General features: G+C 63.4%; 14 protein-coding genes. 8 read left to right on the plus strand and 6 right to left on the minus strand.

Annotated elements, in window-relative coordinates:
- Positions 1 to 6: 6 nt before the first annotated feature.
- The 5 genes from ARUE_RS19650 (at position 7) to ARUE_RS19670 (ending at position 5656) form a co-directional block, all read left to right on the plus strand.
- Complete coding sequence (locus tag ARUE_RS19650; RefSeq protein ID WP_014923019.1) at positions 7 to 726, plus strand: FadR/GntR family transcriptional regulator; 720 nt, start codon at positions 7 to 9, stop codon at positions 724 to 726.
- Positions 723 to 1772: an asparaginase gene (locus ARUE_RS19655; protein ID WP_014923020.1), complete on the plus strand. Its 1050-nt coding sequence runs from the start codon at positions 723 to 725 to the stop codon at positions 1770 to 1772. The genes ARUE_RS19650 and ARUE_RS19655 overlap by 4 nt, the downstream gene beginning before the upstream one ends.
- A 13-nt stretch (positions 1773 to 1785) precedes the next feature.
- Positions 1786 to 3201 (plus strand): aspartate ammonia-lyase, encoded by a 1416-nt coding sequence (locus tag ARUE_RS19660; RefSeq protein ID WP_014923021.1) that lies wholly within the window; start codon positions 1786 to 1788, stop codon positions 3199 to 3201.
- A gap of 138 nt (positions 3202 to 3339) precedes the next feature.
- Positions 3340 to 4848 carry an amino acid permease gene (locus ARUE_RS19665; RefSeq protein ID WP_011776400.1) on the plus strand — a complete coding sequence of 503 codons (1509 nt, stop codon included), beginning with the start codon at positions 3340 to 3342 and terminating at the stop codon, positions 4846 to 4848.
- Between the two features lie 136 nt (positions 4849 to 4984).
- Positions 4985 to 5656, plus strand: a complete 672-nt coding sequence (locus ARUE_RS19670; RefSeq protein WP_011776401.1) for a FadR/GntR family transcriptional regulator — start codon at positions 4985 to 4987, stop codon at positions 5654 to 5656.
- Here the strand turns inward: ARUE_RS19670 and ARUE_RS19675 are convergent.
- From ARUE_RS19675 to ARUE_RS19695, 5 genes are read right to left on the minus strand one after another with little or no spacing between them, the layout of a single operon-like run.
- Positions 5653 to 6522, minus strand: a complete 870-nt coding sequence (locus ARUE_RS19675) for an amidohydrolase family protein (RefSeq protein WP_014923022.1) — start codon at positions 6520 to 6522, stop codon at positions 5653 to 5655. The two genes, ARUE_RS19670 and ARUE_RS19675, sit on opposite strands and share 4 nt — an antisense overlap.
- Positions 6515 to 7453, minus strand: coding sequence for an aldo/keto reductase (locus ARUE_RS19680; protein ID WP_043471538.1), 939 nt, complete (start codon positions 7451 to 7453; stop codon positions 6515 to 6517). Before ARUE_RS19680 ends, ARUE_RS19675 begins: the two co-directional genes overlap by 8 nt.
- Positions 7450 to 7764: an L-rhamnose mutarotase gene (locus ARUE_RS19685; protein ID WP_011776404.1), complete on the minus strand. Its 315-nt coding sequence runs from the start codon at positions 7762 to 7764 to the stop codon at positions 7450 to 7452. Before ARUE_RS19685 ends, ARUE_RS19680 begins: the two co-directional genes overlap by 4 nt.
- On the minus strand, positions 7757 to 9064 hold the full coding sequence (locus ARUE_RS19690; protein WP_011776405.1) for an alpha-L-fucosidase: 1308 nt from the start codon (positions 9062 to 9064) through the stop codon (positions 7757 to 7759). The genes ARUE_RS19685 and ARUE_RS19690 overlap by 8 nt, the downstream gene beginning before the upstream one ends.
- A complete protein-coding gene (locus tag ARUE_RS19695; protein WP_014923024.1) occupies positions 9061 to 10365 on the minus strand; it encodes an L-fuconate dehydratase in 1305 nt (434 codons plus the stop codon). The genes ARUE_RS19690 and ARUE_RS19695 overlap by 4 nt, the downstream gene beginning before the upstream one ends.
- Positions 10366 to 10505: 140 nt before the next feature.
- On the opposite strand from ARUE_RS19695, the gene ARUE_RS19700 reads away from it, so the two are divergent.
- Both ARUE_RS19700 and ARUE_RS19705 read left to right on the plus strand, forming a co-directional pair.
- A complete protein-coding gene (locus ARUE_RS19700; protein WP_014923025.1) occupies positions 10506 to 11414 on the plus strand; it encodes a fumarylacetoacetate hydrolase family protein in 909 nt (302 codons plus the stop codon).
- A 4-nt stretch (positions 11415 to 11418) separates the two neighbouring features.
- On the plus strand, positions 11419 to 12180 hold the full coding sequence (locus ARUE_RS19705; RefSeq protein ID WP_014923026.1) for an SDR family NAD(P)-dependent oxidoreductase: 762 nt from the start codon (positions 11419 to 11421) through the stop codon (positions 12178 to 12180).
- Positions 12181 to 12231: 51 nt separating this feature from the next.
- Here ARUE_RS19705 and ARUE_RS19710 read toward each other — a convergent pair whose 3' ends face one another.
- Positions 12232 to 13386 carry an FG-GAP repeat domain-containing protein gene (locus tag ARUE_RS19710; protein ID WP_014923027.1) on the minus strand — a complete coding sequence of 385 codons (1155 nt, stop codon included), beginning with the start codon at positions 13384 to 13386 and terminating at the stop codon, positions 12232 to 12234.
- A 207-nt stretch (positions 13387 to 13593) separates the two neighbouring features.
- Between ARUE_RS19710 and ARUE_RS19715 the strand changes: the two genes are divergently transcribed.
- The gene (locus tag ARUE_RS19715) at positions 13594 to 14892 is read left to right on the plus strand and encodes an ATP-binding protein (protein WP_043470771.1); all 1299 of its coding nucleotides are present in this window, start codon (positions 13594 to 13596) and stop codon (positions 14890 to 14892) included.
- Positions 14893 to 14934 lie beyond the last annotated feature (42 nt).

Here is a 14934-nt window from a genome sequence, read left to right on the forward strand (position 1 = left end):
CAAAACGTGAACCTGTCAGACAGCCGGACAGCCGGACAGCAAGGACCCCAGGGTGGGCATACGCCCATCTCACGCATCTCCGCAGCCGAAGCGGTCTTTGCGGCCCTCCGGCGTGCCATTGAGGGCGGCCAGTTCGATATCGGCACCAAGCTGAGCTCCGAAGCGACGCTGGCAGGCCAGTACGGCGTAAGCCGCTCCGTCATCAGGGAAGCACTGAGGTCCTGCAACACCTTGGGCCTTACGGTAACCAAGACAGGCAAGGGCACATTCATTGTGGCCAACAAGGTTGCTAACGACCTTACCTTGGGTCAGTACAGTGCGCGGGATCTTAACGAGGCACGCCCGCACATTGAGATTCCGGCAGCCGGACTCGCCGCCCAGCGCCGCACGGAGGAGGAACTGGAGCACCTCAAGGACATCGTCCAGGAAATGCTCACCGAGAACGATCCCGAAGCTTGGGTGAACCTGGACGCCAGCTTCCACTCGGCCGTTGCCCGGGCCAGCGGAAACAGGGTGTTCGCCAGCGTCGTCTCTGATATCCGTGAAGCTCTGGCCCACCAATCCGAGACTTTGAACCTCGTCGCTGACCGGCAACACCGCTCGGACGAGGAACACGTCGCCGTGCTTAACGCAATCGAAGCCGGCGACTCCGAAGCCGCAAGCAAAGCGATGGCCGCTCACCTGCAGGCCGTTAGCGTGGCACTGGACACGATCCTCAGCAAATGACCCACCCAAAGGACACAGCCACCATGCCCGTCCCCGAGGCACCGGCCCACAACGCCGCGCCCGCGCCCGCAACGGCGCAGCACATCAAGACGCCCCACCACGTCCCCCTCGTAGAGGTGACCCGCGACGGCCTGGTGGAGAGCATCCATTACGGCTCGCTGATTGCGCTCAACGCCGATGGCAGCACCGCAGTCCAAGCCGGCGAGCCGGATGCCCCCATGTATCCCCGCTCAAGCCTGAAGCCGTTGCAGGCTGTTGCGCTGCTCAAAGCGGGGTTGGATATCCCCCAGGATCTTCTGGCATTGACCGCGGCCAGCCATTCCGGCGCCCAAATGCACCGGGATGGCGCCACCGAGATCCTGAAGCTGCACGGCCTCACCGAAGCGGCCCTCGGTAACAGCACGGACCTCCCCTATGGCGTGGCTGAACGCGAAGAGTGGCTCCGCCAAGGTAACGGCCCAACCCAAATAGCCCAGAATTGCTCCGGCAAGCACGCTTCCATGACGGCCGTCTGCGTCATCAACGGCTGGCCTGTGGAGGAGTACTTGCATCCCGAGCACCCGCTGCAGGTGCTCGTCCGCGACACCATCACGGAACTGACGGGCGAGGAAGCCGCGGCAGTCAGCACTGATGGCTGCGGGACACCGTTGTTCGCCCACTCCCTTCGTGGGATGGCGCGCGCATACGGCCGCCTCGCCGCTGCCGACGAAGGCACGGACGAGGGTCAGGTTGCCCATGCCATGCGCCGATACCCGCAGATGGTGGCCGGCGAAGGCCGCGATGTCACCGCCCTCATGCGTGCGGTCCCCGGTTTGCTGGCGAAGGACGGCTTCGAAGGCCTCCAGCTGGTGGGCCTCCCGAATGGCACCGGACTGGCGGTCAAGATTTCCGACGGCGGCGATCGCGCCCGCATGCCGGTCACCGTTGAGGTTCTGCGCCGGTTGGGCGTCGACGGCGGCAGCTTGGAGACGCTTCAAAGCGCACCTGTGCTGGGTGGCGGCCTTCCGGTCGGCGAGCTCCGTGCAGCCCAAATTTTCAGCAACTAAACCAAGGACAGCTATGACCACCGTCGATCAGGCGATCCCCCTCCGTTCCGAACACGACCTCTTGGGAGACCGCAATGTCCCCGCGGATGCCTATTGGGGCGTCCATACCCTCCGCGCTATCGAGAACTTCCCCATTACCGGGCAGCCCCTTTCCACCAACAAACACCTGGTCAGGGGCCTGGCCGCGGTAAAGCAGGCCGCCGCTCGCACCAATCATGAGCTCGGCCTCCTGGATGCCGAAAAGGCAGGTGCCATCGAGCAGGCTTGCCAGGACATCATGGACGGCATGCTCCATGACCAGTTCATGGTTGATGTGATTCAGGGCGGCGCGGGCACCAGCTCCAACATGAATGCCAACGAGGTCATAGCCAACCGTGCGCTGGAGATCCTGGGCTACCCCAAGGGCGAGTACTCCAAACTGCACCCGAATGACCACGTGAACCTGAGCCAGTCCACCAACGATGTCTACCCGACGGCGGTGAACCTCGCCACGATCTTCTCCGTCAAGGAACTCCTGGAAGCCCTCGAAGAACTCGAGGTGGCTTTCGCTGAGAAGGGCCGGGAATTCCGGACCGTGGTGAAGATGGGACGGACGCAGCTGCAGGACGCGGTCCCCATGACCCTTGGCCAGGAGTTCGGCGGCTACGCCGTGACCATCGGCGAGGACCGGGCGCGTTTGGACGAGTCCCACATGCTGATCCACGAAATCAACCTTGGTGCCACGGCTATCGGCACGGGCTTGAACGCTCCGGCCGGTTACGCCGAAGCTGCCTGCCGCCACTTGGCCGAAATCACAGGCCTTCCCCTGCTCACCGCTGCTGACCTCATTGAGGCCACGCAGGATGTGGGCGCGTTTGTTCACTTGTCCGGCGTGCTGAAGCGCGTGGCAGTAAAACTCTCCAAGATTTGTAATGACCTCCGCCTGCTGTCCTCCGGACCGCGTGCGGGTTTGGGCGAGATCAACCTTCCGGCCGTACAGTCCGGCTCGTCGATCATGCCCGGCAAGATCAATCCGGTGATCCCGGAAGTGGTCAGCCAGGTGGCGTATGAAGTCATCGGCAACGATGTCACCGTCACCATGGCCGCGGAGGCCGGCCAGCTTCAGCTGAACGCCTTCGAACCGATCATTGTGCACAGCCTGCACAAGAGCATCTCCCACCTGGAAGCAGCGTGCCGCACCCTTACGGCGCGCTGCGTCCGGGGCATCACTGCAAACACCGAACGGCTACGGCTTACCGTGGAGCAGTCGATCGGTCTCGTCACGGCATTGAACCCACATATCGGTTACGCCTCCGCCACCGCTATCGCCCAGGAAGCGCTGGCAACGGGCAAGGGCGTTGCAGAACTCGTGTTGGAACATGGTCTCCTGACCGCCGCCCAGCTTGAGGAACTGCTTAGCCCCGAACGTCTGGCAAATCTGAGCAAATAGGCCGAAACTGGCCTGTAAACGCTCCAACCAGCCGTCTCGCCCCATAAGGCTTACCCCCACGAGGCTTTGTTCGGCGTGCCCGGAACCCCCACCGGACGCGACCAGGACACCCCCAACAGGACACCCCTAAGGATTCCAATGACCAACCCCATTACGGACCACACGGTCCCGGCCCAAGCGCACGCCAGCGAGAAAGCCCTCCACAAGGAGGACTCCGGCTATCACAAGGACCTCAAGCCGCGCCAGATCCAGATGATCGCGATCGGCGGCGCAATCGGCACGGGCCTGTTCCTGGGCGCCGGCGGCCGACTCAACGCAGCTGGTCCCTCCCTCGTTATCGCCTACGCAATCTGTGGTTTCTTCGCTTTCCTGATCCTCCGCGCCCTCGGCGAACTGGTTCTGCACCGCCCGTCGTCGGGTTCCTTCGTTTCCTACGCCCGTGAGTTCTACGGCGAAAAGGCAGCCTTCGTTTCGGGCTGGTTCTACTGGATCAACTGGGCCACCACCACTATCGTGGACATCACCGCAGCGGCGCTCTACATGGAGTTCTTCGGCAAATACGTCGCTTGGATAGGGGCCGTTCCGCAGTGGGCGTGGGCGCTCATTGCCTTGGTTGTAGTGCTCTGCCTCAACCTGGTTTCCGTGAAGGTCTTCGGTGAAATGGAGTTCTGGTTCGCGCTGATCAAGGTGGCCGCGCTGGTGGCCTTCCTCTTGGTGGGCACCTACTTCGTCGTCTTCGGTACCCCGGTTGAGGGCCAGGAAGTCGGCTTCAGCCTCATCGCGGACAACGGCGGGGTGTTCCCGAACGGCGTCCTGCCAATGATCATCCTCATGCAGGGTGTGCTCTTCGCTTACGCTTCGATTGAACTCATCGGCACGGCAGCCGGCGAAACCGCCAACCCCGAGAAAATCATGCCTAAGGCCATCAACTCCGTGGTCATCCGCATCGCCCTCTTCTACGTGGGCTCCGTGATTCTGCTGGCCCTCCTGTTGCCGTACACCTCTTACGAGAAGGGCGTCAGCCCGTTCGTGACGTTCTTCGGTTCCATTGGTGTGGAGGGCGTGGACGTCATCATGAACCTTGTGGTGCTCACCGCAGCACTGTCTTCGCTGAACGCCGGGCTCTACTCCACGGGCCGCATCCTACGCTCAATGTCCGTGGCCGGCTCGGCCCCGAAGTTCGCTCAGCGCATGAACAAGGCAGGCGTGCCCTACGGTGGCATCGCCATCACTGCCGGCGTTTCTCTCCTGGGCGTTCCGTTGAACTACCTTGTTCCGTCCGACGCCTTCGAGATCGTCCTGAACGTCGCTTCCGTGGGCATCATCGTCACGTGGGCCACCATCGTCCTCTGCCAGATGCAGCTCAAGCGCTGGGCCGACAAGGGCTGGCTGAAGCGACCGTCCTTCCGCTTGTTCGGAGCCCCCTACACCGGCTGGTTGTCCTTGATCTTCCTGGCGGCCGTGCTGATCATGGTGTTCATCGAATCTCCGTTGACCATGCTGGTCACCGCGATTGCCTGTGGACTTATGGTCTGGGGCTGGTTCCTGTGCCGCAAGCAAATCCATGAGCTTGCCGCCACCCGCGACGGCTACACCGGCAGCGCACCGGTCATCGCCAACCGCCCCTTGCCTGGCGGCGACAAGTAACAGAAGCGACAGCCCGACGGCGGCACCCGGGTTCCGTACCATCGGAACCCGGGTGCCGCCGTCGTTGGTTAACGCCCCACCTGGGTGAGGACGCGGCGGAAACAGACATCCGATCATTCGTGGCTACTATTGGTCCATGGCTGTCACAGACGAGGCGATCAGCAAGATCAAAGACATGCTGATCCGCGGCGAACTCAAGGCCGGCGACCGACTCCCGCCGGAAAAGGAACTGAGCGAACGGCTCGGCCTTTCAAGGAGTTCGTTGCGCGAAGCCGTGAAGGCCTTGGAGTTGATCCGCGTGCTGGACGTCCGCCGCGGAGATGGCACGTACGTCACAAGCCTCGATGCAAAACTGCTCAACGAAGCCGTGGCGTTTGTGGTGGACCTGCATCAGGACCGATCCATCCTGGAGCTCTTCGAGGTTCGGCGAATTTTGGAGCCCGCAACGGCCCACTTGGCAGCGGGCAAAATCACGCCGGACGAGATGTCGGCCCTGCGCGCCACCATGGACGGCATCGACGAGAACACGGACGTCGAGGAACTCGTGGCCCATGACCTGGAATTCCACAGCATCATTACCGAGGCCGCGGGAAACGACTACCTCGGGAGCCTCCTGGAAGCCCTGTCCAGCAGCACTGTGCGTGCCCGGATCTGGCGTGGGCTGACGCAGGAGAAAGCTGTGGCGCACACCCTAGCTGAACACCGTGCCATCGCGGACGCCCTGGAAAGGGGTGACGCCGAACTGGTGCGGGCCCTGGTCACCGTGCACATCAGTGGCGTGGAGAACTGGCTGCGGCAGGCTCTCTAGTCCTCGGTCACGGGGGTAACCGCCAAACCGTACGTCCGGATGGCAGTCTCCTCGAGCACCAGGTCCTGCTCTGAGGGACTCAAGGAAGACACGAGTTCCAGCAGAACATCCAGTGTCCGGCCATAGGGTGCCCCGAGGGTACTCACTGGCCAGTCACAGCCGATCATTAAACGCTCCGGCCCGAAAGCCTCCAACGCTGATTCGAACAGCGGCCGCAACGCATCCGCGGTGTATTCAGTGCCTGGCAGATGCAGCCCGGAAAGCTTGGCCACCGAGTTCGGTTCCCGCCCAAGCGCGCTGAAGTCGGCGCGCCACGAGTCCATGAGCTGAGGGTCAGCCAGCGGTGGCTTTCCCAAGTGATCCAGCACCACTGTCAGTTCCGGCATCTCACGGGCCAGTCGGACCGCAGAACTTAGGTGCCGCTGGTACGCATCCGGTATGTCCAAGGTGAGGCCGCGCCGCGCCACCAGCGCCAGCGACGCCCGGACCGGAGGAAGGTCCAGGAAATCATCCCGGGGATCGTCATGCACCAGATGCCGCACGCCCTTGAAGACCGACTGGGCTGTGAAACGGTGCAAGTGTTCGGCAGCTTCAGCAGGCTCATCCAACCTGATCCAGCCAACCACTCCGAACACCCAGGGATTCCGTGCTGCGACGGCCAACATGCTCTCGGTGTCGGCAACCGTGTCGTCGGCCTGCACCAGCACGGCTCCCCTGACCCCTGCAGCATCCAACGTCTCGCGTGCCTCGTCCTCGCCGAAGCTGCGGTAGAGCTCACCGTGCTGCGGACCAAGCCACGGGTAGTGGCGCACACCGCCGGTGACGAAGGTGTCCAGGGTCCACAGATGCAGGTGCGAATCAATCACGGCCGGCTGCCTCCAGCGCGTTCCACAGCTCTGCCGGGACGGGCGCCTCCATGCGGGCCGCGTTGGTGGCCACCTGTTCAGGAGAAGTCGCCCCGGCTGTCACGTTCACCACTGCCGGATGCCGCAGCGGGAACTGCAGCGCCGCCGTCGGAAGTTCCACAGCAAAGTCGCGGCAGATCGCCGCGAGCGCCCGTGCCCGTTCCAGCACGTCGGGCGGCGCCTGATCATAGTTGTAGTGTGCGTCGTCCGGGACTTCGGGCCGGGCCAGGAGGCCCGAGTTGTAGGCGCCAACACTGACGACGCCGGTGCGGCGCTCCGCACAGCGTTCAAGGAGCGGGACGCTGGGCTGCTCAAGCAGGGTGTAACGTCCGGCGAGCATCACGAGGTCCAGGTCTGCGGCTTCGACGCATTCCAAGGCAGCCTCGGCGGAGTTGATGCCCACACCGATTGCCCGGACCACACCCTCAGAGCGCAACTTCTCCAAGGCCGGGAGACCTTGGGAGATTCCGGCGTGGAGATCGTGGACGTCTGGATCGTGGAGGTAGGCGATGTCCACGTGGTCCAGGCCGAGCCGTTCCAGGGAGTCCTCGATGCTGCGCCGGACGCCCTTCTCGGAGAAGTCCCACACGCGTTGGGTGAGGGCGGGGACGTCGAAGCCCTCGGGGTCCTGGCCGCCTGTGGAGTTGGGTTCCAGTAGCCGGCCTACTTTGGTGGAAATGACGAACTCTTCTCTGGGCTTATCCCGGAGGACGGCCCCCAGTCTCTGCTCGGACAGGCCCAGGCCGTAGTGGGGTGCGGTGTCGAAGTAGCGGATGCCGGCGTCCCAGGCGGCCAGGACAGTTGCGAGCGCCTCCCCGTCCGGGATGGCCCGGTAGAGGTTTCCGATGCCTGCTCCGCCGAAGCCCAGCTTGCCGAGGTTGAGTGAGTTCATGGCAGTTCCCATACCTTCTGGATACCCGCATCCTCCCCTGAGTAATCGTCCTGGACTTCCAAAAGTTCAGCCATGCTGGCCTGCCATGGCACGTTGGCCGGATGGTCGGCGAGCGCATGCCGCATTTTTTGGTAATTGTCGACGTCCACTACGTGGAAGAGATCGAGCCCGCTGCGCCAGATACGCCAGTTCCGCACGCCTGCCTCCTTGAGCGCTGTCACTAGCTCAGCCGGTATGTGCGCGTGGGCGTCAGCGTATGCTTCTTCGGTCCCTGGCTTGAGCCTTGTGTGGAGGGCGATGCTCTCAACCATTCACGGCCCCGGGATCCGCAGCCGTCTGCTTCAGGAACAGTTCCAGCACAGGTACGGCGACGTCCGGCCGCTGCACTGGCAGCTTGATGGTCAGGGTTCCTGGCGGTTGGCCTCCGGGGATGGTGTTGAATGCCTGTTGGTCCGGATCGACTTCCTTGAGGAACACCTCGGACGCGTCGTTCAGCAACTGGGCGTACTCAACCTTCCCGGCAAGGTCCGGCAGATGGATGTACTCGAACGGCCATGCGAAGAGGTGCACATACAGCCGGTCGCCGCGCTGGGTGTAGCGGGCGTCAGGAGGCGCCGTGAACCGGGACGCCCCTGCACCGTAAATCGCACGGGAATGTAGCTTCATCCAAGCGCCGATACCCTCCAAGGAAGACAGGGCACGCGGATCGATGCTGCCTCGGCCGGTGGGTCCCACATTGAGCAGCAGGTTTCCTCCATTGGATACCCCGTCCACCAGCATGCGGATGAGCAGGTCCACGGATTTGTAGTTCAGATTGTCCCTGTCATACCCCCAGCTCCCGTTGAGGGTTTGGCAGGCTTCCCAGGTGACGGAAACGCCGTCGCGCATCATGGGCTCGGTGGGCTGGTATTGCTCAGGCGTCACTACGTCCCCCGGGATGTCCAAGCGGTCGTTGACCACTATCCCGGGCTGCAGCTCGCGCACCATTGCGAGCAACGCCTCCGAATCCCAATCCTTGCGGCCCTTCCCGCCCCAAAATTCCGTGATGCTGGTCCCGGAGTAAGAGAAGTCGAAGAAGAGGTAGTCGATGGTCCCGTAGTTGCTCAGGAGTTCACGCACCTGACCGTGCAGGTACTCGCGGTAGCGCGCCATGTCGCGTCCCGCGTTCAAGCTTTCGACGTCGTCCGCGTTACGTTGCGGGTGTACCCCGTCAACGGTGAAGTCGGGGTGGTGCCAGTCGATGAGCGAGTGATAGAAGCCGACCTTCAGCCCCTCGGCCCGGAGTGCTTCCACATAGGGCGCGATCAGGTCGCGGCCAGCGGGTGTGTTGGTGGCTTTGTAGTCCGTGAGGGCTGAATCCCACAGGCAGAAGCCGTCATGGTGCTTGGTGGTCAGGACCACGTACTTCATACCGGCGTCCCGGGCGGCACGGGCCCATTCCCGGGGGTCGTAAAGATCGGGATCGAAGCGCTGGAAGTACTTGGAGTACTCCTCCACCGTAGTTTCCTCGATGTTCATGACCCACTCATGCCGGGCGGGCAGGGCGTAGATGCCCCAATGAACGAACATTCCAAAACGGGCCTCTTCAAACCAGGGTGCGTGCTGGATCAACGGGGTTCCTTCCAGATGGGGCCGTTCGGAAAGCTGTACGCGGCCAGTGTTTCACGGAGCATTTCGTTTCCTGCACCTGGCGCAGCAGGCGGCCAGTAGGCGCCGTCGTGGACTACAACGGGCGTGATGAAGTGTTCGTGGAGGTGGTCCACGAACTCGATGGTCCTACCCTCTTTGGTCCCGGATACAGCGATGTAGTCGAACATGGACAGGTGCTGCACTGCCTCGCACAGCCCAACACCGCCGGCGTGCGGACAAACCCTCACGCCGAACTTGGCAGCGAGGAGGAGGATGGCGATGTTCTCGTTCACCCCCGCTACCCGGGCGGCGTCAATCTGCAAGACCTGAAGCGAACCAGCTTGGAGCATCTGTTTGAACACCACCCGGTTCTGGACGTGTTCCCCGGTGGCCACGGGAATGGGCGCCACTCCGCGGGCGATGGCGGCATGTCCCAGGATGTCGTCCGGGCTGGTGGGCTCTTCGATCCAGGCGATGTGGTACGGGGCGAGGTGGGCCATCCAGTCGATGGCTTGTTGGACATCCCAGCGCTGGTTGGCATCCACCGCGATCTTGATGTCGGGACCCACGGCAGCGCGTGCAGTTCGAACGCGGCGGATGTCGTCCTCCAAGGACGCACCGACTTTGAGCTTGATCTGGGCAAATCCGTCAGCCACAGCTTCCTTGGCCAGCCGCGTCAGTTTCTCGTCGCTGTAACCCAGCCACCCCGGCGTCGTGGTGTACGCGGGGTAACCCTCAGCGCGAAGTGCCGCTGCGCGGGTTTCCCTTCCGGGTTGAGCGGTGCGAAGGATGGTGAGAGCTTCGTCCGGAGTGAGCGCGTCCGTGAGGTAGCGGAAGTCGACGAGCGCTACCAGCTCTTCGGGGGTCATGCCGGCGAGCAACTCCCACAGCGGCAGGCCCGCACGTTTGGCCTTCAAATCCCACAGCGCATTGACCACGGCGCCGATAGCCATATGCATGACGCCCTTCTCGGGACCCAGCCAGCGGAGTTGGGAGTCGTGGGCCAGCAGCTTCCACGTGGCGCCCATGTCATCCAGCAGTGTCTCAACGTCCCGGCCCAGGATGTGCCCACGCAGTGCATCAAGTGCTGCGGTTTCCACTTCATTGCCACGCCCTATGGTGAACACGAAGCCGTGGCCCTCATGCCCGTCCCCGGCATCTGTGCGGATGATCAGGTATGCAGCTGAATAGTCCGGGTCCGGATTCATGGCATCCGAGCCGTCCAGTTCAAGGGATGTTGGGAAGCGGATATCAAACGTATCCACTGCGGTGATGATGCTCATGCGGCTCCTGAAGTGCGTCACGATTCACCACCGAGCCTAAACATCCGATGTCTACCTTGTCAATGGGTCACATTTCCGTATTATGGGTGAAAACATCACACTAGAGCTCGGATGTTAGTCCCGAACGCACGGAGGAAGCCATGACCTTGAAATTCGCCAGGCTGGGTACGGCCGGAAACGAACAACCGGCCGTCATCGCCCAGGACGCCCACGGTGCTGAGAAGTACTTCAGCCTCACGGCCCTGACCAACGACATCGACGGCGGTTTCCTCGCCTCGGACGGCATCGAACGCACCCGCGAAGCCCTGAACAAAGGGGAACTCCCCGAAATCTCGCCCGAAGCTGTGCGCATCGGCGCCCCCGTCGCCCGCCCGGGTGCAGTGGTAGCCATCGGGCTCAACTACACCGCACACGCAGCCGAATCCGGCGCCACGCCGCCCGAAGTTCCCGTCGTAGTCCTGAAGCCAAGCAACACCATCGCTGGCCCGTTCGACGCCGCCCCCATCCCGCCGTCTTCTGAAAAGTACGACTGGGAGGTGGAACTGGCAATCGTGATCGGCAAGGAAGCGTCATACCTTTCCACCGTTGACGAAGCTGAAGCGTGCATCGCCGGATACGCGGTTGCCAACGATCTTTCCGAGCGCGACTACCAGATCCCCGGCGCTGCGGGACAGTGGACCAAAGGCAAATCCCTTCCCGGGTCCACTCCCTTGGGACCGTGGCTGGTCCCGACCGCGGACATCGACGCCGGCAACCTTCGTCTGCAGACCTTGGTCAACGGTGAGGGCCGCCAGGATTCCAGTACCTCGGACATGATCTTCGACCCCGCCATGATCGTGCACCACCTCAGCCAGTACATGGTCCTGGAGCCGGGCGACGTGATCATCACGGGCACTCCTGAGGGCGTGGCACTGTCCGGCCGCTTCCCCTTCATTCAGCCCGGCGATGTGGTTGAACTGGAAATCGAAGGCCTCGGCCGCCAACGGCAAGAGTACTTCCGCGCGCAGACCGGTGCGCAGACCGGTGCAACCGCCCACATCTACGCCTAAAGCCATGGCGAGCTCGGTGGGCAACGACTTCGAAGGCCTCGCAGCACTCGTTACCGGCGGTGCCTCCGGCATCGGGGCAGCCATCGCAGACCGTCTCGCGGCCGGGGGCGCGAAGGTGGCGGTCCTGGACCTGGCTCCCGAAACCAGCCCGCACTTTGGAGTGCAGTGCAACGTTGCCGACGACGCCTCGGTGCGTACCGCCGTCGAGCGCGTTGTACAGCAGTTCGGCCGTCTGGACATCGTGATCAACAACGCAGGCATCGGCGCGCAAGGTGACATTGCCGCGAATGACGACGACGAGTGGCTGCGTGTCCTCAACGTCAACGTGGTGGGAATCGCCCGCGTCAGCCGCGCAGCACTGCCGCACCTCCGCGAGTCTCCGGCGGCCGCGATTGTGAACACCTGTTCCATCGCGGCAACGGCCGGACTCCCGCAGCGTGCTCTGTACTCGGCGTCGAAGGGTGCAGTCTTGTCGCTGACACTCGCCATGGCAGCGGACCATGTGCGCGAGGGCATCCGCGTGAACTGCGTGAACCCCGGCACCGTAGACACTCCGTGGGTTGGTCGGTTGCTCGATTCAGCCGCTGACCCCGCTGGCGAGCGCGCCGCCCTCAATGCCCGCCAACCGCACGGCCGGATGGTGGTCCCCGCTGAAGTAGCCGGCGCCGTCGCCTACCTGGCGAGCCCGCTGTCCGGGTCGACGACGGGAACCTCGCTGGCGGTCGACGGCGGCATGCAGGGACTGCGGTTGAGGCCAGTTCAGTAGGGAGCCAGTTCCGTAGGGGGCCAGTTCCGTAGGGACGGGTGAGGGGCTGGATCAGTAGAGCGCGTTGAAGATGTTCCAGCCCCATCCGACGGTTTCGACGCCTTTCCAACCACCGCGTCCATCGCCGTAGTACATCAGCAGCTCACCGGCGCTGTTGACGCCGTGGACATCATTGAAGCCATCACGGTTGAAGTCCCCGGCGCTTCCGATCTTGCTCAGGGCATTCCAGCCCTGGCCAACGAGTCGGGGAGACAGCCACCCGCCCCTGCCGTTCCCGCCGTACAAGAACAGTCCGCCTACCTTGTCCTTGGCGAGGATGTCCACTGTGCCGTCACCGTTGAAATCGCCTGGAGTGATGAGCAGGTCCATCACGTTCCAGCCCTGGCCAACGTGTACCCGGGGAGTCCAACCCCGTGCGGCCTTCGGATACAGGTAGAGGTTCCCGTTGGGCTCGGTTGCCAGGAGGTCGTTATATCCATCGCCGTCGAAGTCTCCGGGCCCCACCACTTTGTCCATCGCATTCCACCCCCAGCCGATCTCGGATGGATAGGCATTGGACGGAAACGTGCCATCGCCGCGACCCCAGAACATCCACAGCCTCCCTGACCCGTCAGTGGTCAGGAGCTCGGTCTTACCGTCGCTGGTGAGGTCCCCGCCGCCGATAATCCGCGTGTACGAGCCCCAATTCGGGCCGATGAGCCGTGGTGGCTTCCAGCCCTGTGCACCATCCTGGCCCGGGTACAGCAGCAGGGCTCCATCATGGCGGCGTCCCAGCAACTCAAAGACACCCCTCCCGGCGAACCCCTCGGCACGCATCGGTTGGCTCCGGACGACGTCGGACTCCGGGACAACAACTTGCGCAGGTTCACAGGCATTCGATCCCGTCACCACGGCAGAGATGCGGCTCCCAACGTCTTCGATGTCCAGGTCATAAAACTGCGAGAAGTTCGGCTCGGGGTATACCGGCTGTCCATCACGAAGCCACTGGACGGAGTAGCTCGGCTGCGCATTCGGGTCACACGCGGAGAAGTACTCGTAGGCACCCTTGACTGACAGCCCAGAGCCCACAAATGCCGGGCCTTGGATGCTGAAGTCCTCCCCATCCACCGCATGCGCGGACGGCACCAGCGTGGTGCTCAAAAGCATTGCCGCGAGCACCCCCGCGGCACTGCTCGTGACCATCGACTTCCCGGAAAACCAGCCCACAACTCTCCTTCACGGTGCACCACAACCGGTGTTGCGCTCATCTTAGGTGGGAGGTACGACGCCGGAGCGAACGCGCGCGCCGACAGGCCGCCGTCGTGCGTTGCTTCGTAACGCAACGGGCCCGCAACGTCCGGCAGCGGTCGTTCGCCTATGCTCAACTCCAAGGAATCAACGGCGACTCACTTAGCAGACTCAGGAGATACAGCCATGAGCAACTGGCGCATCAGGGACTTCCACTCGTCCGACTTGGACGGCATCCTGCACCTCTGGGAGTCACTCAAGGCTGACGGCGTGGAACCGGTGTACGCGTTGTCCGAGGTCCTGGCGTCCTGCGAGAAGGACCACGCCGTGGTGGCGGTCCAAGGTGACCAGGTAGTGGGTGCCGCCGTCGGACGAGCAGCGCACGATCAAGGCTGGATCGTTTTCCTGGCCACGCTGACGGAGTTCCGCGGGCGCGGCATCGGCACTTCGCTGCTGTCCGCCGTCGAGAACCGCATGGCCCCGCACGGGCTCAACAAACTCTCCGCACTGATGCCGGAAACCGAAACGAGGGTGGAAGCGTTCCTGGGGCGCGGGTTCGTGGTGAAGAAGAACCTCCGCTACTTTGAGCGGACCATCCCCGTGCAGCGGCAGGAGCTTGGCGCATTGGGGCTGCTGGGCGGGCGCATCCTGGCTCGGGATCTATGGGAGAACGTGGCCGGCATGCGTCGTGAGAAGGAGCTGCTGGAACGGCGGCTGGTTCTCCCGCTGGCTGAGGCCGACCTCGCCGACGAATACGGAGTTGTACCGCCCAGGGCCGTGGTACTTTTCGGTCCTCCGGGCACCGGCAAAACCACCTTCGCCAAGGCCATCGCGTCGCGCCTGGAGTGGCCGTTCGTTGAGGTCTTCCCGTCTCGCCTGGCCGCTGACCCCAAGGGCTTGGCCGGTGCGCTCCGCGAAACGTTCCTGGAAATCGCCGAGCTGGAACATGCCGTGGTGTTCATCGACGAAGTAGAGGAGATCGCGTCGCAGCGTGCCGGTGATCCGCCGTCGCCGCTGCAGGGCGTCACCAATGAACTCCTCAAGATCATCCCGGCCTTCCGTGAACAGCCCGGCCGGTTGCTGGTGTGCGCCACCAACTTCATCCGTGCCCTTGATACCGCGTTCCTGCGCCACGGCCGATTCGACTACGTCATCCCCATCGGGCTCCCCGACGTGCACGCCCGCGAAGCAATGTGGCAGCGGTTTATCCCCGCCACGGTGGTGGACTCGGTTGACATCGCCCAGCTGGTGGAACGGACCGAGGGCTTCTCGCCGGCGGACATCGAGTTCGCTGCCCGCAGCGCCTCCCAGCGGGCTCTGGAAAAAGCAGTGTACGACGACGACGGCTCCGGTCTTGCGTCCAACGGGCGTAAGGGGCCGGTCACCCAGGACTACCTCGACGCAATCGGTGACACCCGCACGACGGTGAGCCCCGAAGTGCACCAGGACTTCCTGGAAGACATCGACGTGCTGGGGCGCGTGTAGTTTTTGCTTCCTTGAACTCGCTGGAACCGTGCGGGGTTGCTG

Source organism: Arthrobacter sp. Rue61a, from assembly GCF_000294695.2.
Lineage (GTDB): Bacteria > Actinomycetota > Actinomycetes > Actinomycetales > Micrococcaceae > Arthrobacter > Arthrobacter aurescens_A.

Excerpts from the sequence above, each read along its gene's own strand:
- ARUE_RS19715 (WP_043470771.1), top strand. The coding sequence starts at position 13,594 with ATGAGCAACTGGCGCATCAGGGACTTCCACTCGTCCGACTTGGACGGC.
- ARUE_RS19655 (WP_014923020.1), top strand. The coding sequence starts at position 723 with ATGACCCACCCAAAGGACACAGCCACCATGCCCGTCCCCGAGGCACCG.
- ARUE_RS19705 (WP_014923026.1), top strand. The coding sequence starts at position 11,419 with ATGGCGAGCTCGGTGGGCAACGACTTCGAAGGCCTCGCAGCACTCGTT.
- ARUE_RS19685 (WP_011776404.1), bottom strand. The coding sequence starts at position 7,764 with ATGGTTGAGAGCATCGCCCTCCACACAAGGCTCAAGCCAGGGACCGAA.
- ARUE_RS19695 (WP_014923024.1), bottom strand. The coding sequence starts at position 10,365 with ATGAGCATCATCACCGCAGTGGATACGTTTGATATCCGCTTCCCAACA.
- ARUE_RS19660 (WP_014923021.1), top strand. The coding sequence starts at position 1,786 with ATGACCACCGTCGATCAGGCGATCCCCCTCCGTTCCGAACACGACCTC.
- ARUE_RS19700 (WP_014923025.1), top strand. The coding sequence starts at position 10,506 with ATGACCTTGAAATTCGCCAGGCTGGGTACGGCCGGAAACGAACAACCG.
- ARUE_RS19680 (WP_043471538.1), bottom strand. The coding sequence starts at position 7,453 with ATGAACTCACTCAACCTCGGCAAGCTGGGCTTCGGCGGAGCAGGCATC.
- ARUE_RS19670 (WP_011776401.1), top strand. The coding sequence starts at position 4,985 with ATGGCTGTCACAGACGAGGCGATCAGCAAGATCAAAGACATGCTGATC.
- ARUE_RS19665 (WP_011776400.1), top strand. The coding sequence starts at position 3,340 with ATGACCAACCCCATTACGGACCACACGGTCCCGGCCCAAGCGCACGCC.